The sequence below is a fragment of the Sphingomonas faeni genome, from assembly GCF_024273235.1.
GTDB classification, from domain to species: Bacteria; Pseudomonadota; Alphaproteobacteria; order Sphingomonadales; family Sphingomonadaceae; genus Sphingomonas; species Sphingomonas faeni_A.
In genome coordinates this window covers 64,767-89,802 of sequence record NZ_JANBVH010000014.1, presented here as the reverse complement: position 1 = coordinate 89,802, position 25,036 = coordinate 64,767, and the positions used below count along the sequence as shown (strand labels likewise).

The 25,036-nt window shown below is 67.9% G+C and carries 18 protein-coding genes and 1 riboswitch; of the genes, 2 read left to right on the top strand and 16 right to left on the bottom strand.

Annotation, left to right across the window (positions count from 1 at the left end; genetic code table 11):
* Nucleotides 1-3 precede the first annotated feature (3 nt).
* The 3 genes from NLI89_RS09730 to NLI89_RS09720 all read right to left on the bottom strand — a co-directional run bounded on the left by NLI89_RS09730 (nt 4) and on the right by NLI89_RS09720 (nt 3,014).
* Nucleotides 4-498 carry a cell wall hydrolase gene (locus NLI89_RS09730; RefSeq protein WP_254686866.1) on the bottom strand — a complete coding sequence of 165 codons (495 nt, stop codon included), beginning with the start codon at nt 496-498 and terminating at the stop codon, nt 4-6.
* 285 nt (nt 499-783) lie between these two features.
* Nucleotides 784-1,968 (bottom strand): MFS transporter, encoded by a 1,185-nt coding sequence (locus NLI89_RS09725; RefSeq protein ID WP_254686883.1) that lies wholly within the window; start codon nt 1,966-1,968, stop codon nt 784-786.
* An 11-nt stretch (nt 1,969-1,979) separates the two neighbouring features.
* Entirely contained in the window at nt 1,980-3,014 is a 1,035-nt protein-coding gene (locus tag NLI89_RS09720) for an aldo/keto reductase (RefSeq protein WP_254686865.1), read from the bottom strand.
* A 99-nt stretch (nt 3,015-3,113) separates the two neighbouring features.
* Between NLI89_RS09720 and NLI89_RS09715 the strand changes: the two genes are divergently transcribed.
* Complete coding sequence (locus NLI89_RS09715; protein ID WP_302675703.1) at nt 3,114-4,037, top strand: LysR family transcriptional regulator; 924 nt, start codon at nt 3,114-3,116, stop codon at nt 4,035-4,037.
* 7 nt (nt 4,038-4,044) lie between these two features.
* Here NLI89_RS09715 and cobA read toward each other — a convergent pair whose 3' ends face one another.
* From cobA to NLI89_RS09680, 7 genes are all read right to left on the bottom strand, one after another.
* On the bottom strand, nt 4,045-4,836 hold the full coding sequence (gene cobA / locus NLI89_RS09710) for a uroporphyrinogen-III C-methyltransferase (protein ID WP_254686863.1): 792 nt from the start codon (nt 4,834-4,836) through the stop codon (nt 4,045-4,047).
* Nucleotides 4,826-7,411, bottom strand: coding sequence for a molybdopterin-dependent oxidoreductase (locus tag NLI89_RS09705; RefSeq protein ID WP_254686882.1), 2,586 nt, complete (start codon nt 7,409-7,411; stop codon nt 4,826-4,828). The genes cobA and NLI89_RS09705 overlap by 11 nt, the downstream gene beginning before the upstream one ends.
* 125 nt (nt 7,412-7,536) lie before the next feature.
* Nucleotides 7,537-7,875 (bottom strand): nitrite reductase small subunit NirD, encoded by a 339-nt coding sequence (nirD, locus tag NLI89_RS09700; protein WP_254686862.1) that lies wholly within the window; start codon nt 7,873-7,875, stop codon nt 7,537-7,539.
* Nucleotides 7,872-10,388 (bottom strand): nitrite reductase large subunit NirB, encoded by a 2,517-nt coding sequence (nirB, locus tag NLI89_RS09695; RefSeq protein ID WP_254686861.1) that lies wholly within the window; start codon nt 10,386-10,388, stop codon nt 7,872-7,874. The genes nirD and nirB overlap by 4 nt, the downstream gene beginning before the upstream one ends.
* Nucleotides 10,389-10,425: 37 nt before the next feature.
* Nucleotides 10,426-11,808: an MFS transporter gene (locus NLI89_RS09690; protein WP_254686860.1), complete on the bottom strand. Its 1,383-nt coding sequence runs from the start codon at nt 11,806-11,808 to the stop codon at nt 10,426-10,428.
* 382 nt (nt 11,809-12,190) lie between these two features.
* The gene (locus NLI89_RS09685; RefSeq protein WP_254686859.1) at nt 12,191-13,405 is read right to left on the bottom strand and encodes a CmpA/NrtA family ABC transporter substrate-binding protein; all 1,215 of its coding nucleotides are present in this window, start codon (nt 13,403-13,405) and stop codon (nt 12,191-12,193) included.
* Nucleotides 13,405-13,983: an ANTAR domain-containing response regulator gene (locus tag NLI89_RS09680; protein ID WP_060525221.1), complete on the bottom strand. Its 579-nt coding sequence runs from the start codon at nt 13,981-13,983 to the stop codon at nt 13,405-13,407. Before NLI89_RS09680 ends, NLI89_RS09685 begins: the two co-directional genes overlap by 1 nt.
* A 131-nt stretch (nt 13,984-14,114) precedes the next feature.
* A riboswitch (Fluoride riboswitch) is annotated at nt 14,115-14,191 on the top strand.
* Between the two features lie 23 nt (nt 14,192-14,214).
* Here NLI89_RS09680 and NLI89_RS09675 point away from each other — a divergent pair.
* On the top strand, nt 14,215-15,621 hold the full coding sequence (locus NLI89_RS09675; RefSeq protein ID WP_254686858.1) for a voltage-gated chloride channel family protein: 1,407 nt from the start codon (nt 14,215-14,217) through the stop codon (nt 15,619-15,621).
* A 24-nt stretch (nt 15,622-15,645) separates the two neighbouring features.
* Here the strand turns inward: NLI89_RS09675 and NLI89_RS09670 are convergent, their stop codons facing one another.
* From NLI89_RS09670 to NLI89_RS09645, 6 genes are all read right to left on the bottom strand, one after another.
* Nucleotides 15,646-15,891, bottom strand: a complete 246-nt coding sequence (locus tag NLI89_RS09670; RefSeq protein ID WP_254686857.1) for a hypothetical protein — start codon at nt 15,889-15,891, stop codon at nt 15,646-15,648.
* A 158-nt stretch (nt 15,892-16,049) separates the two neighbouring features.
* On the bottom strand, nt 16,050-18,551 hold the full coding sequence (locus NLI89_RS09665) for a glycoside hydrolase family 31 protein (RefSeq protein ID WP_254686856.1): 2,502 nt from the start codon (nt 18,549-18,551) through the stop codon (nt 16,050-16,052).
* Complete coding sequence (locus NLI89_RS09660) at nt 18,548-20,080, bottom strand: tryptophan halogenase family protein (protein WP_254686855.1); 1,533 nt, start codon at nt 20,078-20,080, stop codon at nt 18,548-18,550. Before NLI89_RS09660 ends, NLI89_RS09665 begins: the two co-directional genes overlap by 4 nt.
* A complete protein-coding gene (locus NLI89_RS09655) occupies nt 20,077-21,702 on the bottom strand; it encodes an alpha-amylase family glycosyl hydrolase (protein WP_254686854.1) in 1,626 nt (541 codons plus the stop codon). The genes NLI89_RS09660 and NLI89_RS09655 overlap by 4 nt, the downstream gene beginning before the upstream one ends.
* Nucleotides 21,702-23,504 (bottom strand): alpha-amylase family glycosyl hydrolase, encoded by a 1,803-nt coding sequence (locus NLI89_RS09650; protein WP_254686853.1) that lies wholly within the window; start codon nt 23,502-23,504, stop codon nt 21,702-21,704. The genes NLI89_RS09655 and NLI89_RS09650 overlap by 1 nt, the downstream gene beginning before the upstream one ends.
* Nucleotides 23,501-25,015 carry a tryptophan halogenase family protein gene (locus NLI89_RS09645; RefSeq protein WP_254686852.1) on the bottom strand — a complete coding sequence of 505 codons (1,515 nt, stop codon included), beginning with the start codon at nt 25,013-25,015 and terminating at the stop codon, nt 23,501-23,503. The genes NLI89_RS09650 and NLI89_RS09645 overlap by 4 nt, the downstream gene beginning before the upstream one ends.
* Between the last annotated feature and the right edge of the window lie 21 nt (nt 25,016-25,036).

The window sequence follows — 25,036 nt, the reverse complement described above, 5'->3', positions numbered from 1 at the left end:
CGGTCAGGACCGCGTGCGCCTGCGATAGAAGATATGCGACTTCACCTGCGCGACCTTGTCGAGCGAGGGGCGCCAATAGGGGACCATCCAGTCGGTATGGTAGTGCGTCGCTATGCCGACCGGGGCGTAGACATGACCGTCGAGTGCGCGCCGCGCCGCGCGCCGGGCCTGCGTCCATCCGTCATGTTCGGGGCGGCGGGTCAGCGATCCGTCGCAGGTGAAGGAGAACTGGCAGCCGGTGATCCGTCCCGATCCCTGATACACGACACCGCAGACGGTCTTCGGGAAGCCCCGCGCGCGGACCCGGTTGAGGATGACCTGGATCACCGCGCGCTGCCCCTCGCGATCGCCGCCGGCCTCGTAGAGCGCGGCGGTCGCAAGGCATTCGGTCGCCTGTTCGCGCGATGCGACTCCGCCGCGAAACCGGAAGGGTTTGGCGGGCGCGCCGGCATCGGCGACGATCGGCACCGCCGCATTCGATACACGGGCCTCCGCCATCGTCAGGGGGCGGTGGGGCGGTGAGGCGGACCCGGCAAACGGCGCCGGCAGTCTGGTAAGCAGGCCGCAACCCACCGCGACCATGACGGCGGTTCCCAGGATCAAAAGCCAATGCTCGGACGACGGCCTGGCCTTACGCCGGCGGCCGTTCTTTCGGGACGAGGATCGCGTATGCCGGGCCGTCATGTCGCCTGCGCTCTACCGCGAATCCAGCGGCGGACCAGTTCACAAATCCTATTTCGAGCGCCCATCCGATTTCGCGTCGCGTCAAGATCGGGTCGCACCTTACGAAACGGCGTCGGCCGTCGCCAACACCCGGTCGGTGGCCGACCCACGCCGGACGCTGACGATCACCGCCACCAGCCCCAGCGCCGAGGCTACCGCGCCGGCCAGCGCGACCGCCGGATACCCCAGCCCCGCCGCGATCACGCCGCCGCCGACCGCCGCGCCGATCGCGTTGCCCAGGTTGAACGCCGCGATGTTCATGGCGGAGGCGAGATTGGGGGCGTCGGCGGCGGCGTGCATGACGCGGATCTGGAGCGGCGGGACCAGCGCGAAACTGGCGATACCCCAGAGGAAGATGAGGATAGCGGTCGGCGCCCGGAACGGCATCAGCAGGGCGAAGGCGACGAGGATGATCGTCAGCGCGGCAAGCGTCACGATCAGGGTTCGATCGACCGAGCGATCGGCGAAGCGTCCGCCCAGCCAGTTGCCGACGGTAAGCCCCAATCCGTACGTCACCAGCATCGCCGTGACATAACCGAGCGAGGCATGCGTCACCTCGCGCAGGATCGGCGTGATGTAGGTGAAGACGGTGAACATCGCGCTCGCACCGATGACGGTCAGGCCGAGTGCGCCGAGCACCGGGCCACGGGTGAGCACGCGCAATTCCGCCATCGCATCGCTGCCGGTGGGCGCGGGCAAGGCGGGGAGCGTCAGGCGCAACGCCGCCATCGTCGCGACGCCCAGCGCGGACACGCCCCAGAACGATGCGCGCCAGCCGAGATGCTCGCCCGCCCAGGTCGCGAGCGGCACGCCGACGACGTTGGCGATCGTCAGCCCCATGAACATCGCCGCGACCGCGCCCGCGCGACGCTCGGCGGGCACGAGGCTGGCCGCGACGATCGAGCCGACGCCGAAGAACGCGCCATGGTTGAACGAGGTCAGGATCCGCGCCGCCATCAGCATGCCGTAGCCGGTCGATACCGCCGCCAGCAGGTTGCCTATGGTGAAGATGCCGGCGAGCGCGATCAGCAGCGTCCGCCGGGGCACGCGCCCGGTCGTCAGCGTCATCAACGGCGCGCCGATCACTACGCCGAGCGCATAGGCGCTGATCAGCAGCCCGGCGGTCGGGATCGACACGCCGAGATCGCCGGCGATAACGGGCAACAGGCCCATCGGCGCGAATTCGGTCACGCCGATGCCGAACGCACCGACGGCCAGGGCCAGCAGGCCGGGGTTGGGCTTCATCATGTCGATCCTCAAACGAGTGCCGGGTTCAGGCGGGCGAAACCCTCCTGCTGGCGGTATGGCGTGTGCGGGTAGGGCGGCAGGACGTCGCTGGCCGCATCGAGTATGGCGATCTGGCCGGGCGACAAGGCCCAGCCGACCGCGCCGAGATTGTCGCGCAGTTGCGCCTCGTTGCGCGCGCCGACGATCACCGACGCGACGGTGGGCCGGCGCAACAGCCAGTTGATCGCGACCTGCGGGACGGTCCTGCCCGTTTCTTCCGCAACCGCCTCGAGGGCGTCGATCACCCGGTAGAGATGCTCGGCCTCCACCGGCGGGGCGAACTGCTCGGTATCGTGGAGGCGGCTACCCTCGGGGACCGGACGGTTGCGCCCGATCCTGCCCGTCAGCCGGCCCCAGCCGAGCGGGCTCCACACTAGCGCGCCGACGCCCTGGTCGGCACCGAGCGGCATCAGGTCGGCTTCGTACGCGCGGCCGATCAGCGAATAATAGACCTGGTGCGTGACGAGCCGTGGCCAGCCGTTGCGGTCGGCGATGCCCTGCGCCTTCATCACCTGCCAGCCGGGATAGTTGGACACGCCCGCATAGCGCACCTTGCCCGTCGCGATCAGCGTGTCGAGCGTGCCCATCAGTTCCTCCGTGGGGGTCGACGCATCGAACGCGTGAAGCTGGAGGATGTCGACATGATCGGTGCCGAGCCGCCGCAGCGATGCCTCGACCGCGCGGATCAGGCGCGCGCGCGATGTGCCCCAATCCTGTGGCCCGTCGCCCATCGGCAAGCCGGTCTTGGTCGAGATCAGCACGTCGTCGCGGCGGCCCTTGATCGCCGCGCCCAGCACCGACTCCGACGCGCCGTTCGAATAGACGTCGGCGGTGTCGAACAGCGTCACGCCCGCCTCCAGGCAGACGTCCACAAGGCGCCGCGCTTCGGTTTCGTCGCTGCGCCCCCACGCGCCGAAAAGCGGTCCGGTGCCGCCGAAGGTCGCGGTGCCGAAGCTGAGCACGGGCACGCGTAACCCCGATGATCCGAGTTGCCGGTATTCCATGTGCCTATCCCCAATCGCTACGTCGAAGCATAGATGGACGCTTCACCTGCGTCGCATTAGTGTCTGCGTCGGCGAAGGATTTATGACGTGGACGCAAAGATGGTCATGGGCGCGGATCGGGCGCGGGCGTTGGAGATCTTTGCGGCGGTCATGCGCGAGGGCAGCTTTTCAGGCGCCGGGCGTGCGCTCGGGCTGACCCCGTCGGCGGTCGCGCGGTCGATCGACCGGATCGAGGCGCGGCTAGGCGTGCGGCTGTTGCTGCGCTCGACCCGCGCGCTCACGCCGACCGTGGAGGGCCAAGTCTATCTGCAGACCGCGCGGCGGATCCTCGCCGACCTCGACGATGCCGAGCAGCAGATCGCCGATCAGGGCGCGCCCCGCGGCCGGTTACGGATCAGCGCGGCGTTGTCGCATGGTCGGTTGTGCGTCGTCCCGTTGCTCGGCGAATTCGCACGACTGTATCCGCACATCCTGATCGACTTTGCGCTGACCGACACGATCGCCGACGTCGCGGGCGGACAGGCGGATGTAGCGATCCGGTTCGGTCCGCTCGCCGACAGCCTGCTTACCGCGCGCAAGCTAGGTGAGAGCCGGCGGGTGATAGTCGCCGCGCCAGAGTATCTGGCGCGGTGCGGTATGCCGGTCGAGCCCGAAGACCTGCATCGGCACAACTGCCTCAACTTCAACTTCCGCCGGGTCGAACCAGTCTGGCCGTTCCGCCGCGACGGGGAGGCCATCGCATTGTCTGTGAAGGGCAATATCGAGGCGAACAACGGCGAGACGCTTGGCCAGCTTGCCGCGGCAGGCGTCGGGGTGGCGCGCGTCGGGTCCTTCAGCGTCGTCGACGATATCGCTGCGGGGCGGCTTGTCGCGCTCTTGGAGGATTTCAATCCGGGCGACGTCGAGCAGATCCACGCGGTGTTCGTCGGTGGCAGCAACATACCCGCGCGCGTTCGCGTTTTCGTGGACTTTCTGGCGGCCCGGTTGGCGGGGGAAGGTAGGCGAATGCCGGGCCGTGGCTGATGTGTCGTTACGATGACGTGGCCAGTTGCGGCCGTTCTGCGCGGTTCGTTCCATTTTCGCCGACGGATGATGCGGCGATCGCCTCGCCGATCAGCAACAGCGAGGGATCATGGTCGCTGATCGTCTCGACGAGGAACGCGAGCGCCGACAGTCGGCCCCGCAGGATGCGCTCGGTCGGCAGCGATACGTTGACCGCGACCATCACCGGCGTCTCGGGCGCGCGGCCTGCCGCGATCAGGTTGCGCGCGACTTCGGCCGCGGCGGCGCGGCCCATATAGACCGCGAGTGTCGCGTCGGGCGCCGCGAGCGCGGTCCAGTCGAGATCGAGCGCTTCGCCCGCGCGGGCGTGTGCGGTGACGAAGGTGAGTTTCCGGGCGAGGCCTCGTAGCGTCAGCGAGGCCCCACCAGAGGCTGCGGCGGCGCTCGCGGCGGTGATGCCGGGGCAGATCCGTACCGTGATGCCGTGGGCGGCGAGGTGCTCGAGCTCTTCGGTCGAGCGGCCGAAGATCGATGGGTCGCCACCCTTGAGGCGGACGACGCGCTTGCCGGCCTTGGCGGCGGTGGCGATCAGCACGTTGATCGAGACCTGATCCTTCGAGTGCCGCCCCGATCGCTTGCCGACGCTCACGGTTTCGGTGGCCTCGGGGATCAGTGCGAGGACGCCCGCGCCGACCAGCGCGTCGTAGAAGACGATCTCGGCCGCCGCGAGCAGGCGTTCGGCCTTGCGCGTGAGAAGGTCGGGATCGCCGGGGCCGGCACCGACCAGCCAGACCGAACCGGGCGGGAAATCATGCGACATAGGCTGATCCTTGCGTGACGAGGAGTTTGGCGAGAGCAGGGCGGCACGATCCGCAATTGGTGCCGGCTTTCAAGGCCGCCCCGATCGCGGGGACGTCGGCGAGATGCTGGTCGGCGATGGCGGTCAGGATCGTCTTCAACCCGACGTCGAAGCACGCGCAGACGATCGGCCCGCGGTCGATTTGCACGCCGGGCGCTCGGCCGGCGAGCAGGGTGGGCGCGGCGACCGCTTCGCTTAGCTGCGCGACGAGCCAGTCGCGGGGCGGCAGCGTGCCGTCGCGCGTGACGAACAGGACGGCGGCGAGCCTGCCGGCATCGAGGATCGCGATCCGGCGGCTGCCGCGCGCGGAGTCGATCGCCTCGATCCGCTGTCCCTTGGGGAGCAGCGCGTCGAGCGCGGCGGCGTCGCCATTTCCCGCCATCTCCCATGCGGTTCCGCCCGGCACCGCGACGCGCGTTGCCCACAGGCAATCAGGGCGGTTCGCTAGTTCGCCGCTGAGGACGACGAAGCCGCGCCACTCGGTCGCCACCGGTTCGATCCGCACGGGGGTCGACTTGAAGCCGGGCTGGCCCGAGATGGGATCGGCGAGCGGGCGGGGCAGCAGGCCGGCGCGACCACCGGTCGCGGTGCGGTCGGTCCAGTGGATCGGCACGAACAGCTCGCCCACCCGCTGCGTCTTGACGACGCTCGCGCGGAACACGCTGTCGCCCTGCGGCGTCGTCACGCGGGCCAAGCCGCCATCGACGATCCCAAGCCGTTCGGCATCATCGGGGTGGATCTCGACCAGCGGTTCCTCGCGGTGCCGCGCGAGCTTCGGCGACAGGCCGGTGCGGGTCATGGTGTGCCACTGGTCGCGGTAGCGTCCGGTGTTGAGCGTCATCGGCCATTTTACGAGCGGCGCGGCGACCGGCTTCTGCACGACCGGTACCAGCCGCGCGCGGCCGTCGGGCGTCGAGAACCGCCCATCCGCGAACGGCGTCCCACCCCAGCGGAACGGCGTCATCGCGTCATACTCGGCATTGCCCTTGGCGGCATGCCCGGGAAGCGCGAACAGCCGCGTGCCGTCGTTTTCGTACACCGACAACCGGCAATGCTCGCGCCAGATCTCGGCCGGGCGATCATAGGGGAACGCCGTCTTCCACCCCATCCGCCGCGCGACCTGCGTGACGATCCACCAATCGGGTTTCGCCTCGCCGGGGGCGGCCATGAAAGCGCGCTGGCGGCTGATCGTGCGGTCCGAATTGGTGACGGTGCCGTCCTTCTCGCCCCACGCCGCGGCAGGCAGGCGGACATGCGCGTGGACCGAGGTGTCGGTGTTCTCGATCACGTCGGACACGACGACGAACGGGCACGCCGCCAGCGCCTCGCGCACGCGCCCCGCGTCGGGCATCGACACCGCGGGGTTGGTCGCCATCACCCACAGCGCCTTGATCCGGCCGTTGCCGAGTTCGCGGAACAGGTCGACCGCCTTCAGCCCCGGCTTGGTCGCCATGTTCGGCGCGGCCCAGAACCGGCCGACACGCGCCACGTTCTCGGGCGCGAAATCCATGTGCGCGGCGAGGGCGGACGCCAGCCCGCCGACCTCGCGCCCGCCCATCGCATTGGGCTGGCCGGTGATCGAGAAGGGCGCGGCACCGGGCTTGCCGATCCGCCCGGTGGCGAGGTGGAGGTTGGTGATCGCATTGACCTGATCGGTGCCCGACAGCGACTGGTTCACGCCCTGGCTGAACATGGTCACGGTCTTCGGCGTCGCGGCGAACAGCTCGTAGAAGCGCCTGAGATCCTGCGGCGGCACATCGCAGATGCGCGCCACCGACCACAGGTCGCTGCCCTCGCCAAGCTGGTCCCAGAAATCGTCGGGCGTCGCGACATGCGCGGCGAGATAGGCGTGATCGACCACGCCTGCGTCGCGGCACCACGCCAACAACCCGTTCATCAACGCGACGTCGGTGCCGGGTCGGATCGCGAGGTGGAGGTCGGCCTCGTCCGCGGTCTCGGTACGGCGCGGGTCGATCACGACCAGCTTCGCGCCGGCATCGCAGCGCGCGCGGATGCGCTGATAGACGACCGGGTGGCACCAGGCGGTGTTCGATCCGACCAGCACGATCAGGTCGGCGGCATCGAGATCTTCGTAGCTCGCAGGCACGATATCCTCGCCGAACGCGCGAGTGTGCCCCGCGACCGCGCTCGCCATGCAGAGCCGCGAATTGGTGTCGATGTTGGCCGATCCGATGAAGCCCTTCATCAGCTTGTTGGCGACGTAATAGTCCTCGGTGAGCAGTTGCCCGGAGACGTAGAAGGCGACGCTGTTGGGGCCGTGCTGCGCGATCGTGTCGCGGAAGCGCTTGGCGACGAGGTCGAGCGCCTTGTCCCAGGATGCGCGGCGCTGGCCGATCATCGGGGTGAGCAGGCGGCCTTCGAGCCCGATCGTCTCGCCGAGATGCGTGCCCTTCGAACAGAGCTTGCCGGTGTTGGCGGGGTGGTCGGGGTCGCCCTTGATCGTGACGAACCGCTCGCCGGTCGCGGTCGCGAGGATACCGCAGCCGACACCGCAATACGCGCAGGTCGTGCGGATATCCTCCCCGGCACGGGGAGGGGGACCATCCGAAGGATGGTGGAGGGGGGCTTCCGCAGGCGTCTCCCTTTGTGGAGGCCCCCCTCCACCGCCTGCGGCGGTCCCCCTCCCCGTGCCGGGGAGGATCACGCCGCCGCTTTCATGGTCGACGTCCGACACAGCAAAACCCGCCCACCGCTCACCTTCACCGGGATCACCGGCGTACACCCCTTGTCCTCGCCCAGCGCGTCGCCCGTATCCAGCGCGATCCGCCAATTGTGTAGCGGGCACGCCACCGCGCCGCCGTGCACGATCCCCTGCGACAGTCGCCCGCCCTTGTGCGGACAGCGATCGGCGAGCGCGAACACCTTGCCGTCACCGGTGCGGAACACCGCGATGTCGTCACCGCCGGTGACCTGTACCGTGCGGCTGCCGCGCACCGGGATCTCGTCGACCCAGCCGATATCGAGCCATTCGCCGATCATGCCATTTCCCTCCCTAGAGCGATGGGCGTTGCGTCCAGAGGCGTAAACCGCGCCATCGGCGCATGCTGCTCGCGATGCTCCCCCGCCGCGCGTGCCGCCCACGGATCGTCCTGCGTGAACTGCTGCGAGAACAGGAACCGCGCCGCCAGCGCATCACGACCTTCCGCATCGTCGGCGATCCGTTCGCGAATGTATTCCACGCCGATCCGCTCGATCCACGGCGCGGTCCGCTCCAGATAGCGCGCTTCCTCGCGGTACAACTGGATGAACGCGGCGCAATAGTGCATCGCCTCCGCCTCGGTCGCGACCTTGCACAGGAAGTCGGTCGCGCGGACCTTGATCCCGCCATTGCCGCCGACCGACAGCTCGTAGCCGCTGTCGACGCAGACCACACCGAAATCCTTGATCGTCGCTTCCGCGCAATTCCGGGGGCAGCCGCTGACCGCGATCTTGAACTTGTGCGGCATCCACGATCCCCACGTCATCCGCTCGACCTTCACGCCGAGCCCGGTCGAATCCTGGGTCCCGAACCGGCACCAGTCCGACCCGACGCACGTCTTCACCGTCCGCAGCGACTTGCCGTACGCATGCCCGCTGACCATCCCGGCGGCGTTCAGATCCGCCCAGACCGCGGGCAGATCCTCCTTCTTGATCCCGAAGATGTCGAGCCGCTGTCCGCCCGTCACCTTGACCATCGGCGCATCGTATTTCTCGACGACGTCGGCGATCGCGCGGAGCTCGCGCGGGTTGGTGAGCCCGCCCCACATCCGCGGTACGACCGAATAGGTGCCGTCCTTCTGGATGTTGGCGTGCAGCCGTTCGTTGACGAACCGGCTCTGCTGGTCGTCCTTGTAATCGCCCGGCAGCGCGCACAGCAGGTAGTAATTGAGCGCCGGGCGGCACGACGAGCACCCGTCGGGCGTCGACCAGCTCATCTTCTGCATGACTTCGGGGATCGATCGCATGCCCTGCGCGACGATCTCGCGGCGGACGTCGTCGTGGCCGAAGCTGGTGCATTTGCACACCGTCTTCACCGCCCGTTCGCCCGAATACTCGTCGCCCAATGTGACTGCGAGCAACGTCTCGACGAGACCCGTGCACGACCCGCACGATGCGGACGCCTTGCAGGTCGCGCGGACCGCGTCGAGCGTCGTGTTGCCCGCGCCGATGCACGCCACGACCTTGCCCTTGCTGACGCCGTTGCAGCCGCAGATCTCCGCATCGTCGGAGAGCGCCGCAACGGCCGCCTTAGGGTCCGCCTGCGCCCCTCCCGAGGCGAAGGACTGGCCGAAGATCAGCATGTCGCGGATCGGCGAGATGTCCTCGCCGCGCCTGAGCAGGTCGAAATACCAGCCGCCATCGGTCGTGTCGCCGTACAGCACCGCGCCGACGATCCGGTCGTCCTTGACCACCACGCGCTTGTAGATGCCGCGCGACGCATCGCGCAGGACGATGTCCTCTGCGCCTGCACCACCCGAAAAATCGCCCGCCGAGAACACGTCGAGCCCGGCGACCTTCAGCTTGGTCGAGGTCACCGATCCGCGGTAGCCGCTGTGCTGGCCGACCAGCCCGTCGGCGAGCGCGCGGCACATGTCCCACAGCGGCGCGACGAGGCCGTAGACGTTTCCGTCATGCTCGACGCATTCGCCGACCGCCAGGATCGACGGGTCGCTGGTGACCATATGATCGTCGACCTTGATCCCGCGGCCGATCTCCAGCCCGGCGTCGCGCGCGAGGGCGACGGAGGGGCGAATGCCAACCGCCATGACGACCAAGCTGGCAGGGATCAGCGTGCCGTCCTTGAGCATCACGCCCTCGACATGGGTATCGCCGACGATCTCCGCCGTGTTGGCTTCGGTGAGGATCACCTGCCCGCGGGCCTCCAGCGCCGACTTCAGCAACCAGCCTGCCGCCTCGTCGAGCTGCCGCTCCATCAGCGTCGGCATCAGGTGGATCACCGTGACCTTCATGCCGCGCAGCGTGAGCCCGTGCGCCGCCTCCAGCCCGAGCAGCCCGCCGCCGATCACCACCGCCGCGCCGCCCTTGCCAGCAGCCGCCAGCATATGATCGACGTCGGCCATGTCGCGGAACGAGATGACGCCGGGCAGGTCCTTGCCGGGGACGGGGATGATGAACGGATCGGAGCCGGTCGCGATCAGCAACCTGTCGTAGGACACGGTCAGACCCGACCGCGCGGTGACCGTCTTCGCGGCGCGGTCGATCGCCTGCACCGGATCGCTCGTGACCAGTTCGATCGTGTTGGTCGCGTACCAGGCGTGATCGTTGATGACGATCTGCTCGAACGTCTTCTCGCCCGCCAGCACCGGCGACAGCATGATGCGGTTGTAGTTCACGTGCGGCTCGGCGCCGAAGATCGTCACGCGGTACCGGGTCGGATCGCGCGCGATCAGTTCCTCGACCGCGCGACAGCCGGCCATGCCGTTGCCGATCACGACGAGATGCTCGCGCGCCTTGGAAAAGGGGGTGTCGGGGGAGGGGGTTTGGTGGTCCATCAGATCGTCCAGTCGCGTTGGAGCCGGGGAAGGGGGGTCACGCGGGGAGCGCGCCGTTCACGGAGCGGTCGCTGGTGCGCCGTGCGTCGAGCGCCGCATCGAGCAGCGCACGCTCGTCCGATTTGTGCGTCGCCGAGAACCGCACCGCCAACGCGCAGACCGCCGTGCCCGCGACGATGTAGCCAAGCACCACGAGGCATTGCTGCGGGGTGGCCGACGCCTTGTTCAGGAATCCCGCCGCGACCGCGCCGATATTGCCGCCTGCGCCGATCAGTCCGGCGACCCCGCCCAGCGCCTTGCGGTCGATGAACGGCACCAGCGCATAGGTCGCGCCGCACGCCATGTGCGTGAACAGCCCGAACATCGTCATCGCCAGGATCGCGAGCGTGACGCTGCCGGCATTGCCGAACAGCACCAGCCCGATACCCTCGCCGAGCATCAGCACGAACAACAGCAGCGCGCGGCCATCGAGCCCTTTCACGAGCGCGATCCGGTCGCTTGCGATCCCGCCGAGCGCACGGGCGAATAGCGCCAGCCCACCGAAGATCCCCGCCGCCAGCCCCGCATTGGTCAGCGAAAGCCCGAACCGGTCGACGTAATAGCTCGCCGCGATGTTGTGGATGAAGATCTCGACGCCGAAGCACGCGCCATACGTGGCCGCGAGCATCCAGGTCCGGTAATTGGCGGCGGCACGGCGGAAGATCGCCATGCCCGTCGCCTTGCCGCCGTCGAGTTCGATCCCCGCCGCGCGGAGGTCGACGATGTCGCCCTGCGGCGTGTCCTGCGTGTAGCGCGCGTAGACCAACGCCATCGCGACCATAGCGATGCCCGGCACGAACATCGCCGCGCGCCAGCCGAAGGCGTGCTCGACGCCGAGTCCGATCAGCGCCGCGACGACCAGCGGCATCAGGCTCTGCGCCGCGCCGCCGCCGGCATTGCCCCAGCCGCCGACGGTCGCGTTGGCGGTGCCGACGACGTTGGGCGCGAACATCACGCTGGTATGATATTGCGTGATGACGAACGACGCGCCGATCGCCCCGATCGCGAGGCGGAAGAACAGGAACGTCTCGTACGTCTGCGCAAACGCCAGCCCGAACACCGGGACCGCACCGAGCAGCAGCAGCCACGTGTAGGTGCGGCGTGGACCGAACCGGTCGCAGAGCGGCCCGACCACCAGCCGCACCAGGATCGTCACCGCAACCGCAGCGATGTTGATGTTGGCGATCTGATCCTTGTTCAGCCCGAACTCGGCCTTGATCAGCGGCATCAACGGCGCGGCGGCGAACCACGCGAAGAAGCACACGAAGAACGCCAGCCACGTGACATGAAACGCGCGCATCTGCGGCGTGGCGACGCTGAACAGGTCGATCCGCGTGGCTTTCGGTGCGGTGGCGTCGATTCCCGGTGATGCGAACAGCATGATTTCCCCCATCTGCGACGGACAAAGAAAAAGCCGCCCAGACGACGACCTTGCGGACGTATCAGGGCGGCTTCGTTGCCTATGGACGATCGGTGGATCGCCCTACGCGGTCAGGCCCCATCGTTGGAACCGGTCTCGCGATGATTTCGTGTCCGACTCCCTTGCCAGACGATGCGAAGATGACCGAAGTGGCCGTATCGCGCAAGCGCCATTTCGCAGATGCAGCAGATTTGGGGTGTTAAGGGCGACCGACCGCTAAAACTCCCCTCCCTGGAAGGGAGGGGCAGGGGGTGGGTCGGCTTCCGCATGTCCGAACCGCGGTGGCTCAAGCCGACCAACCCACCCCCAACCCCTCTCTTCCAGGGAGGGGAGAAGCCAAGGTTCACGGCAACCCCGCCAGATACCCTTCGATATCCTCCGGATCGAACGCCCGCCGATCGAAGAACGCATCCCGCCCCAGGATCAACCGCCCCTGCGTCGATCCCGCGCCGATGCCGTCCGCCCCGATTGCCCCCTCCAGCTTCGAACTCGCATTGGGCAACGGCGCGTCGGAACCCGCCAGAGCCGCACGGTACACATCCGGACGGAACACGCCTTGCGCGACGTCCGCCTCGGCGGCGGAGAACGGCGTGCCGTCCCACCGGACCATCTGCGAATACAGCCACGCCGCCTGGCTCCGCCACGGGAAGTTCGCCGCCTCGCGGTACTGGAACATGAAGTCCGGCACGTGGATCGGCACGGCATCCCGCACCAGCCGCACCCGGTCGCCGATCGCCCGCGACACCGCACCGACCGGCGCATCGAGATAGTCCGCGCGGGCGAGGATCGCGGCATTCGCCTCGAGCGTATCCGGATCGACGAACTGCGCAGCGGCGGCGTGGAGCGCGCGGATCAGCCGGTGAACCACGTCGCCGCGCTCGACCAACGTCGCCTCGCGCATCGCCAGCACCTTCTCGACGCCCCGCCGCCAGACCTGAGCGGTCACCAGCGCGATCCGCCCGACCCCGCGATCGACCGCCACTCCGTTCCAGGGCTCCCCGACGCAGATCCCGTCGACTTCGCCCGCCGCCAGCGCATCGGCGGCGAAGGTCGGGCTGGTCGTGACGATCTCGACATCGGTGTCGGGCCGGATGCCCACCTGCGCCAGCCAGTAGCGCAGCATGTAATTATGGCTCGAATACCGGTGGACCACGCCAAACCGCAGCCGCCGGCCCGCCGCGAGACGCTCGACCGCGACCGCTTTCAACCGCGCGCCAAGCAGGACGGGATCGCCGAGCGCATCGCCATCCATCACCTGCGCCGCGAGCGGCAGCGACAGCGTGATCGCATTGCCGTTCAGCCCCAGCACGAACGGTACCGCCATCGGCACCGCCGGCCGTCCGCGCCCCAGCGCCGTCGCGATCGCCAGCGGCGCGACCATGTGCGCGGCGTCGGTATGGCCGTACAGCAGCCGGTCGCGCACCGTCGCCCAGGTCATGTCGCGGACCAGTTCGATCTCCAGCCCCTCGGCCTCGGCAAACCCGCGTTCGCGCGCCAGGATCGGCAGCGCGGCATCGACCAGCGGCAGGAAACCGATGCGGACCCGGTCTAGCGCCATCACAAATCTCCCATGAGCGCATCGCTGGTGATGATCGCGTCCGCAATCTCGGCGATCCGGCGGTTGGAGCGCATCGCCTGCGCGCGCAGCAGGCCGTACGCGGTCGGCTCGTCGATCCCGCGGCGTTTCATCAGGATCGCCTTGGCCCGGTCGACCGTGGTGCGGTCGGCCAGCGCACTGCGTGCTTCATGCAACTCGGCCTGCAACCGCGCGAACGCCTGGAACCGGCGGATCGCGAGGTCGATCACCGGCTTGATCCGCTGTTTGGCCAACCCATCGACGATATACGCCGACACTCCCGCATCGACCGCCGCGGCGGTAGACTCCGCATCGCTCTGATCGACGAACATCGCGATCGGCCGGGCCAGCGCGCGCGACACCGCGAAGAACTCCTCAAGCACGTCGCGACTGGGGTTCTCGAGGTTGATCAGCACTACTTCCGGCGCCGCCTTCTCCAGCGCGGCGACCATCCCCAAAGTGCCGTCGATCACCACGATATCGTCGAGCCCCGCCTCGCGCAGGCCGTCCGAGATGATCGCCGCCCGCGTGGTACTCGTGTCGATGATCGCGATCCGCATCCCTCTATCCTATGCGGCACCACAACGAATGGCGAGCCGGGAATGGCGAGCCGGAGATCGTCCGATGCCGCCAAAGCCTCTCGCCACCCAATGCGAAGGCCGTTGACGAAAGGCCGTCCGGCTTTCATATGTTGCAACACGGCAATGGATTTCTGCCGGGTCTTCGGACCGAACTGCCCTGGCAAGGGACGATGATTCCTACTTGGCGCCGCGAGGCAGCAAGGAGGGATTGTGCGCGCTTCTTTTTCCAATCTCGTCACCGACCTGAACGTCGCCGCGTTCGTGCGGATGCGCGGCGATCACGCCGTGTCCGTCGCGAAATGGGGGCTGATCCTCGTACCGATGGCGGCCGTCGTGGGCACGCTATGCGCGGGCTTCCTCTGGGCCCTCGATGCTGCGACGCGGCTCCGTTTCGCCTGGCCGTGGCTGCTCTATCTCCTGCCGCTCGGCGGTTTCGGGGTCGGGCTGCTCTACCATCTGACCGGGCGTTCGGTGGAGGGCGGCAACAACCTGATCGTCGAGCAGATCCATGAGCCGGGCGGCGGCGTGCCCTTGCGGATGGCGCCGCTGATCCTTTTCGGCACCGTCGTGACGCACCTGCTCGGCGGTTCGGCAGGGCGCGAAGGTACGGCGGTCCAGCTGGGCGGCAGCCTCGCGAGCGGCTTCGGTCGCGCGTTGCGGCTCGATACCGACGGCACGCGTATCCTGTTGATGACGGGAATCGCCGCGGGGTTCGGTGCCGTGTTCGGCACGCCGATCGCCGGCGCGGTCTTCGCGCTGGAGGTGCTGGCGATCGGGCGCATCGAGTATCGCGCGCTGGTGCCGTGCCTGGTCGCGGCGTTGGTCGGCGACTGGACGTGCCTGGCATGGGGCATCCATCACGGGGTCTACCGGATCGATGCCATCGTGCCGGTCGATGCGCTGCTGGTCGCCAAGGCTGGCGCGGCAGGGGTGGCGTTCGGCCTGGTCGGGCTCGCCTTCGCCGAGGCCAACCACGCGCTCGGCGGATGGCTGAAACAAATCGTGCCCTACGGCCCGTTGCGTCCCGTGATCGGGGGGCTGGCGATCATCGCGCTGGTCTTCGTGTTCGGCACCCGCGATTACCTGGGGCTGGGGACGCTCGCGGCGTCGCCGGGCGGTCTCACCATCGCCAGCTTCTTCGGGCCCGACGTCCATGCGTGGAGTTGGGCGCTGAAGCTGCTCTTCACCGTCGTCACCCTGAGCGCCGGCTTCAAGGGCGGCGAGGTGACGCCGCTGTTCTTCATCGGTGCGGCGCTTGGCAACGCGCTGGCGCCGGTGTTCGGCGTGCCGACCGGTGTATTCGCCGCGATCGGGTTCGTGGCGGTATTCGCAGGCGCGGCCAATACCCCGCTCGCCTGCACCCTGATGGGGATCGAACTGTTCGGCGCGACCTATGCGGTGCCGATCGCGGTCGGGTGTTTCGTCGCGTATCTCTGTTCGGGTCACAGCGGCATCTACCTGTCGCAGCGCGTCGCGATTCCCAAGGTGCCGACGGACGGACTGACAACCAACACGACACTGCGCGACGCACGGGCGAACCGCCGGTCGGGCCGCGCACGCGCCACGAGACGATCGCCCGAGGTGCCGATCCCGCCGCGGTTCACCGCCGGCGACTGACGGTTCGCAACGCACGTATCGCGCTCAATCGGTTATGTCGTCGATCCGCTTGCGGCCGTCGACGAGCAGCGCGGCATCGTGCCGGGGACGCTCACCTGCTCGCCAGATGCGTTGTTCGGGCCGACTGCGGTGTCCGGCATCCCGGCCGGGAGCCTCGGCGAGTTCGTTAACCTCGGAAGGCTGGCCAGCGTGCTGCGATGACGACCAGCTTTCTACAACCGTCCGGCGACCATGCTGGTCTACGCGAACCGGAACTACGAGAATAATCACTTCGGCCGCACCTTCCTCATCGGTGCGCGCTTCAAAATGTAAGCGCGGCGAGGCTGAGCAGTTCCTTTTCCCGGGCGCATTCCCAGTGGAGTGCGCCCGTTTTCCTGCCGGGGGGGGCGGATGTGGATGGTCGAGGTCGCATTTGGCTTAGCGGCCCCTTATCCGGTCTTGGCTTCGCGTCCTTCCAGGACGACGACGCTCGCCCCGACCGGCGCCGGTACGATCACACTGGTTGTCACCGCAGCACTGTCCTGCTCGGCTGCCATGCGCTTGCCCTTGATCATGGCGGCGCCGGTGCCGGCCCAGTTGTGGACGGTGACGGCGATCGATGTCCACCACGGTTTGAACCCGCCCTCGGGCTTGGCGAAGTCGATCGACAGGCCGGTCGGCGTGATCGTGCAGCGCACCGTCTGGCGGAAATACCCGCGGCGGGTGTACGCCAGCGTGCGGCCATCGTCCTCGTAGAGCGTGCCCATGCAGTCCGCGCCGGGATAGATATCGAGGCGCAGCGGACCGTTCGGGGTCTCGCTGGTGCTCTGGGCCAGCGGCTGGCGGGGCAGGATCGTGCCGGCGCGGACGAACACCGGCAGATGATCGAGGCGTGGCGTTTCGGTCACGCGGTCGCCGAGCGTGCGTGCGGTCGGCACGGCTTGCGTCGCCGACTGGATCGGGCCGGCGGCGGCGGGCTCGGGCGTGCCGACGCGCTGCCCGGTCCAGTAATCATACCAGCCGCCCGCGGGCAGGCACACGTCGTAGGTCTGCGGCGATTCCGGCTTGGGCGGCGGCGCGATCAGCAGCGACTTGCCGAGCGTGAAGGCCATCGACTCGTCGCACGACGCCGTCGCGGCGGCGGGGTAATCGTAGAATACCGGGCGCATGATCGGGTCGCCGAACCGCGCGTTCTGGTCCGCCAGCGCGTAGAAATACGGCATCAACCGGTAGCGCTCTTCGATGAAGTGGCGGCGGATCGCGAGGTGGTCGGGGCCGTCGACCCACGGCTCGACCCGCGGCGTGCCGGTCGCCGAATGGTTGCGGAACACCGGCGTGAACGCACCGATCTCGGTCCAGCGGGTGAGCAGGTCGGGGCTCGGGCCGCCCGCGAACCCGCTGACGTCGGCGGCGCTGTAGCCGAAGCCCGACAGGCCGAGGTTGATGATCTGCTGCACCGACAGCTTCAGATGATCCCAGGTCGCGCTGTTGTCGCCGGTCCAGGTGACCGCATAGCGCTGCCCGCCGGCATAGCTCGCCCGCGTCATCACGAACGGGCGCTCGTCGGGGCGCAGCTTGAGCAGGCCGTCGAACGTCGCGCGCGTGTTGAGCATGCCGTAGACGTTGTGCGCCTCGCGGTGATCGGTGATGCGCGCGGCAAAATCGTCGCTGTCGATGCGGTGGCGGGTGTCGAGCGGCATCGTCTTGGTCGGCGTCTCGAAGATCGCCGGCTCGTTCATGTCGTTCCAGAACCCCGCGATCCCGGCGTCGAGAAAGCCCTTATATTGCTCGCCCCACCAGGTCCGCGCCGCGGTCTTGGTGAAGTCGGGGAACACCGACGGGCCCGGCCAGACCGGCGCGACATAGGGCGTGCCGTCGGCGTTCTTGATGAATGCGTCGGCCTTCATCCCGCTCTGGTAGGGCGCGTAACCCTGCTCGACCGCGGCGATGTGGAGATCGGTGATCGCGACCAGCTTGATCCCGTCGGCCTTCATCTCGGTCGCGAGCCTGGGGAGGTCGGGGAAGGTCTTGGCGTCGGTGGTGAACGGGCGGTTGCGATCCTGATAGCCGATGTCGAGCCAGATCACGTCGGTCGGCACGCGGTCGCTGCGCAGGCGGGCGGCGATCTGGCGGACTTCGTCGGCGCTGCCGTAGCTGTAGCGCGACTGCTGGTAGCCGAGCGCCCATTTCGGCGCGAGTGGCGCGTGGCCGGTCAGGTCGGCGTAACGCCGCGTGACCTCCGCCATCGACGGCCCGGCGATGAAATAATAATCGATCGGGCCGTCGGGGCCACCGAACGAGAGCGTCTCGGCATCGCGGTGGCCGAAGTCGAACCAGGTGCGATACGTGTTGTCGAGCAGGATGCCGTAGCTGCCGCCGGCTCCACCGCTGCCGATGAAGAAGGGTATCGACTTGTAGATCGGATCGTCGGCGCTGCTGAACCCGAATGCGTCGGTGTTCCAGTCGACGAAACCGTGGCCGCGCCGGTCGAGCCCCTGCGTCTTGTCGCCCAAGCCGAAGAAATGTTCGCTGATCGGCAGCGTCTTCGAGATCGCGAACGCCTTGCCGTCGGTCGCGACGGGGGCGGCATCGGCGGAGATGACCTTGCCGTCGAGCGTCTCGAAAATGATCGCGCCGCCGGCACCGACACGCACGCGGACGCTGGCGGTGGCGAAGCCGTCTGGAGCCGCGGTCACGGCGATCTTCTGGTGGCGGATCGCGGCGGGGACGGCCCAGCTGGCGTCCTCGGGGAACACGCCGTCCTTGGCGACGCGGACGCGCACGAGCCCGTCGGTCATCGCGGTGATCCGCGTCACCGTCGTTCCGACCTGCACCTCGACGCCGTCGCGGCTTGGGGTCAGCTTTGGCGCTGCGGCGACGCTCGTCTGGGCCTGGACGGGCGTGCTGCAGATGGCGGCGGTGGCCGCAAGCAGGAGGGCGATGCGTTTCATACGTGATCCTTGTGGTCCGCCAGATGGTGGAGGCGAGAGGCGTGTGACCCGAAATTCGATGCGCAACGGGTCAGGAAATCGTCGATCTTCGGCATGTCGACCGGATCGATATCGGCACCGGGCGGGGTCAGCCGCGCAGGGTCGGGGAAAGTGCCGTAGCCAGCGAACAGGCAGTGCCAGCTGATCGCGGAATAATAGCGCGCGAGCCCGGCGCGATCGATGGCCGCGACCATGTCGCCACCGGTGAACCAGGTGGAGATGAGCATCTTCAGATCGTCCGACAGCGCCTCGACCCGGCGCGCTTCCGCCCAATAGCCGGTCGGATCGTCGTGGCGCTGGTTCAGCCGGTAATGTGCGACGATGTAGTCGCGGACGCCGTCGTAGCGCGCGGCGATGCGCGTGTTGAATGCGGTGCGGACCGTGTCGGTCGCGCCGTCCTGGTCGACCATGTCGAGGAACGCCTCGACGGTGGCGATGACGAGATGCAACGCGGTCGCCTCGAGCGGTTCGAGGAAGCCCTGTGCCAGCCCGACGGCGAGTGCGTTGTGCGACCAGCTGTCGCGGACGCGACCGACGCGCATCTTGAGGTGGCGTGCTTCGCCGGTCTCGACGCCGATATGTGCGCGCAATTCCGCTTCGGCGTGCGCTTCGGTTAGGTGACGACTGGAATAGACGTAGCCGTTGCCGATGCGGGTCGTCAGCGGGATGTGCCATGCCCAGCCCGCCGATAGCGTGGTTGCGCGGGTCTGGCTGGGGATCGGCGCGTCGGGGGCGTGCGCGGTCGGCATCACCACTGCGCGGTCGTTGAACAGCGCGTCGGAGTAACTCGTGAACGGCACGTCCAACGCGCTGAAGATCGTGCTGCGAAACCCGCTGGCGTCGACGAAGACATCGCCCGCAATGCGCTGGCCATCGGTATCGATCAGCGCGGCGATGTCGCCGTTCGGGGCGCGCTCGACGCTGGCGATCCGCCGCTGGAGGTGGACGACGCCCAGCGTTTCGGTCGCGTGCTTGGCGAGGAATGCGCCGACCTTGTACGCGTCGAAATGATAGCCGTAGCTGACCTCGAACGGGAAATTCGCGTCGGGGTGCGGCGCGCAGTTCCCGGCGGCGAGGCGGGCGGGGAGCAGGAACTGGTCGGGATGCGCCTGAACATCGCGACCGGTCCGCCGAGCCCGCGCATTGTAGAAGAATTGCGGCGCGGTGTGGCCGTCGAGCGCGGTGGGGAAGGGGTGGAAATAGCGCTCGCACCCGGCGCGGTCGGACCAGCCTTCGAAGCCGATTCCGAGCTTGTAGGTCGCGTCGCACGCGGGCATCCACTCGGCTTCGGTAATGCCGAGCGTGTCGAAGAAGTGCTTCAACTGCGGCGTCGATCCTTCGCCGACGCCGACGATGCCGATCTCCGGGCTTTCGATTAACGTCACGCGGACGCCGCGATCCCGCCAGCGATGCGCGACCAGGCACGCGGTCATCCACCCGGCGGTGCCGCCGCCGAGGATGATGATGTGCTGGCCGCGCCCGTCGATCACCGCCGCAGCACCAGCCCGGACAGCGGCGGTAGCATGGTCGTGTCGGCACCATCGGTCGCGAACAGCATGTCGCCGAAGGTCGCGATGCCGACCGGCCAGCCGCGCGGTTCGTCGCCGAGGTTGAACGCGCAGAGCAGCGTCTCGTCGTCCGATTTCCGCTCGAACGCGATCACCGCATCGTCGCTGTGCACGATCCGCAGGCTCCCCAGCCGCAACGCCGGATGCGCCTTCCGCGCGGCGATCAGCGTCCGCGTCCAGTGCAGCAGCGACGTCGCATCCGCTTCCTGCGCGTCAACGGCGATCGCGCGGTGGTCCTCGCCGAACGGCAGCCAAGGCTGGGTGCTGCCGAACCCGAGATCGGGCGCCGCACCGATCCACGGCATGGGCGTGCGAGCGCCGTCTCGGGACAACGTCAACGGCCAGTTCGCGATCGCCTCAGGATCGAGCAGGTCGTCGAAGGCAATGTCGACCTGCGTCAGCCCGAGCTCCTCGCCCTGGTACAGGAAGATATTCCCGCGCAGCGCGACCAGCAGCAGGATCTTCATCCGCGCGAACGCATCGCGTTGGTCGGGCGTGGTCCAGCGCGAGATCGCGCGTGGCGCATCGTGGTTCTCGAACGCCCAGCTCGGCCATCCGAGGCCGGGCGTATCGGGCCAGTTGCCGACCGCATCGACGATCAACTCGGGCGTCAACCGATCCGCGTACAGGAAGTCGAAGCCGTATGCGCTGTTGAGCCGGCCATTGCCGCCGGTGAACAGCTTCATCTCGCGGTCGCTGTCGTCGCCGCCGACTTCCGCCACGGTGAACCCGGCGCCATATTCGTCGAGCAGCGCGCGGATCCGCTCGATGAAGCCGACGATGTCCGGATGGCTCTGGTTGTGCAGCTTCTGCTGGAAGTCGAACGACCGCGTCCGTGCGCGATTGGTCGCGGGTGCCGGCGGGTTGTCGGTCAGCGCCGGGTCGTGCATCGCGAAGTTGATCGCATCGAGGCGGAAGCCGTCGACGCCGCGATCCAGCCAGAATCGTGCCGTCGCGATCAGCTCGTCCTGCACCGCGGGATTATGCCCGTTGAGCTGCGGCTGGTCCTTCAGGAAATTGTGCATGTAATATTGCCCGCGTCGCGCGTCCCAGGTCCAGGCGGGGCCGCCGAACACCGACTGCCAGTTCGACGGCGGCGTGCCGTCGGGCTTGGCATCCGCCCAGACGTACCAGTCCGCCTTGTCGCCGCTGCGCGACGCGCGGCTCTGGCGGAACCAGTCATGTTCCTCCGAGGTGTGCGAATAGACCTGATCGATGATGATCTTGAGCCCGAGCGCATGCGCGCGCGCGATCAGCGCGTCGAAATCGGCGAGCGTGCCGAAGATCGGATCGACGTCGCGGTAATCCGACACGTCATAGCCGAAGTCCGCCATCGGCGAGGTGAAGAACGGCGACAACCACACCGCGTCGACGCCGAGCGAGGCGACATAATCGAGATGCGCGGTGATGCCCGGCAGGTCGCCGATCCCGTCGTCGTTCGAGTCCGCGAAACTACGGGGATAGATCTGGTAGATCGTCGCGCCCTTCCACCATGGGTGGTCGGCCACGGCGTGATCGGCAGCGTCAGGCAATCGTGCAGGCATCAACGGGTCTCCGCGGCGCAGACGGCATAGCCGAACGCGGGCAGGGTTATGGTGACGCTGCCGGGGGCGGCAGCGCGGGAGGCACATTTGCCGGCAAGCGTAGCGAAGCGCGTGGAGCCGATCTCGACCTGCACCGCCTGCGTCAGCGGCTTGGCGGAGGTGTTGAACGCCATCAGGATTTCCGCACCCGTCGTCGGATCGAAGCGCGAGACCGCAAGCAAGCCGGGTGTCTCGCTACGGCTGCGGACTACCGTACGGCCACGAGTCAGCGCCGGATGCGCAACGCGCATCTTCGACAGCTCGGCGATCTGGCGGAACAGCGGATTGGCTTCCCCGAAGCTCTCGGTGGCGGTCGTCTTGGTCGTGCCGAGCAGCCGGTTGTCGTTGTAGATCGCGACCTTCGACGCGAACATGTCCTCGCGCGCGTCCTGGTCGTTACCGTCGCCGACAAAGCCCTGTTCGTCGCCCGAGTAGATCGTCGGCACGCCGCGCAACGTCAGCAGCATCGCGTTCGACAGCAGGACGCGCTTCAGCACCTCCTCGTCGGACGCCTGCGGGAACGCCTTCCGCACGAACGTCGCGAAACGGCCGTCGTCGTGGTTGCCGGTGAAGGTCGGCAGGATCGCCGCGGTGTCGGCGCCTTTCGCATACAGCACGTCGCCGTCGAACAACGCTTCGAACGCGTCGGTGCCGCGCGTGCCTGCGACCGTCTCGACCACCGCCTGGCGGAACGCGAAGTCGAGCACCGCGGGCAGTTTGTCGACGATCGTATGCTGCGCGAGCACCGCCGGGCGGACCTCGTGATCCGAGACTTCGCCGAAGATGTGGAAGTTCGGGATCCCGTTGGCCTGCGCGCGCGTCAGCATCGCCGGCACGAACTGCGCCCAGAATTCGGGGTTCACGTGGCGCGCGGTATCGATGCGGAAGCCGTCGACCTTGAACCGGTCGATCCACGATCCGAAGATGTCGATCATCCCGCTCACGACGCGCGGGTTCTCGGTCATCACGTCGTCGAGCCCCGAGAAATCGCCCATCGTCGAGCTCTCGTTCATGAACGTGGTGTCGCCGCGATTATGGTAATAGATCGGGTCGTTGAGCCACGGCGGCACCTTCACGGTCCGCTCGGCGGCGGGCACGTACGGCGTGTACGCATAGGTCGTGTCGGTCAGCTTGGCGAAGTTCGCCGCGGTCCGCACGTCGTCGCCGACGAACCCCGGATTGATCGCCTTGCCGCCGACGCCGCCCTTGCGCTGGTACGGATAGCTCGCGCGGTCGCGGTACGGGCAGGGCATGCCGACCGCGCATTCGCGGTACTGGATCACGTCGGCGGTATGGTTGATGATGATGTCCATATACACCTTCATCCCGCGCGCGTGGGCCGCGTCGACGAAGGCGGTCATGTCGGCATTGGTGCCGAGATGCGGGTCGACCTGCGTGAAGTCGGTGATCCAGTATCCATGATAGCCCGCGGACTCGCGGCCCGGCGAACCCTGCACCGCCTTGTTCTTGAAGATCGGCCCGAGCCAGATCGCCGTCGCGCCGAGATGCTGGATATAGTCGAGCCGCTTGGTCAGGCCCTTCAGGTCGCCGCCGTGATAGAAGCCCTTCGCGGTCGGATCGTAGCCGGTCTTGAGCCGATCGCCGGCGATGCCGCCGCGATCGTTGCTCGGGTCGGCATTTTCGAACCGGTCGGGCAGGACGAAATAGATGACCTCGTCTTGGGGCGCCCGCGCGCGGTAGTCGGCGGGCGGCACGGCGGCCGCGCCGGACAGCGCGAGCAGGATGGCTGCGGCGATGCTCATGCGCCGAGCCCTGCCGGTGCCGCGCAATGCTGTGCGACGAACGCCGCGTGATGCTGCATCTGCGCCACTTCGCGCGCGTTCAGCTTGTCGATCGTGTCCATGAATTCCCCCAGGTCGCTAGTCGATATCGCGTCCGCCAATGGATGGTGGCCCGCTGGAATAATGCCTTGCCCGGCCAGCACCTGAAGCCAGCCGACTTCGGTGAACAGTTCCTCATGCTCGCGGACGATGTGTCCGTTACCGCGCCAGAGGTCGATCTTCGCGGCGAGCGTGTCGGGGACGGCCATGTCGCGGCACTGGCGCCAGAACGGCGTGTCGTCGCGTTCCGTCGCCTTGTAGTGGAGGATGATGAAGTCGCGGATGCGCTCGTATTCGAAGTCGCTCTGGCGGTTGAATTCGGTGCGATCGGCGTCGGCGATGACGCGACCCGGCAAGAGCTTCAGCAACCGCGAGATCGCCGACTGGATCAGGTGGATGCTGGTCGATTCGAGCGGTTCCATGAACCCGGCGGCGAGCCCGAGCGCGACGACGTTGCGGTTCCACATCCGCTTGCGGCGACCGGTCCGGAACGCGATCGTGCGCGGGTCCGCCATCGCCGGGGTGTCGAGTCCGCCGAGCAACGTCGCGGTCGCCTCGTCCTCGCTCATGTGCGCGCTGGAGAACACCACGCCGTTGCCGGTCCGGTGCTGCAACGGGATCCGCCATTGCCAGCCGGCGGCATGCGCGGTCGAGCGGGTGTAGGGCGTGAACGCCTCGCTGCGTGCCGACGGCACCGCGATCGCGCGGTCGCACGGCAGCCAGTGCGTCCAGTCCTCGTACCCGGTGCCGAGCGCTTCTTCGATCAGCAGCCCGCGAAACCCGGTGCAGTCGATATACAGGTCGGCGACCACGGTCGTGCCGTTCTCAAGCACCAGCCCGGAGACATCGCCGCTCTCGCCGTCGCGCGTCACACGAACGATCTTGCCCTCGATCCGGTTGATGCCACGGGTCTCGGAATAGCGTCGTAGGTAGCGCGCGTAGAGCCCGGCGTCGAAGTGATAGGCATAGGGCATCGACGGCAGCGTGCGCGCGGTGCGGGCGGGCCCCCGCTGCATCCGCTCGGCGAGCGCCGCATGTGTGTTGAGCGAATAGGCGCCGAGATCGCCGGCAAGTCCAAGCGACCGCGCGCGCAGCCAATATTGGTGGAACGGCAATAGGCCGACATCACGCCCGACATCGCCGAACGCGTGCATGTAGCGATGGCCCGGCTTGAACCAGTCGACGAACTCGATCCCGAGCTTGAACGTGCCCCCGGTCGCCCGGAGGAACGCGTCCTCGTCGAGCCCGAGCGCATCGTTGAACAGATGGATCTGCGGGATCGTCGCCTCGCCGACCCCGACCGTGCCGATCGCGTCGGACTCGATCAGGTCGATCTCGTACCCCGTCTCCAGGAACCGCGCGAAGGTGGCCGCCGCCATCCAGCCGGCGGTGCCGCCACCGGCAATGACGATGCGCAAGGGGTGGTCGGCCATAGTCTGCGTCCCGTTTTCAAA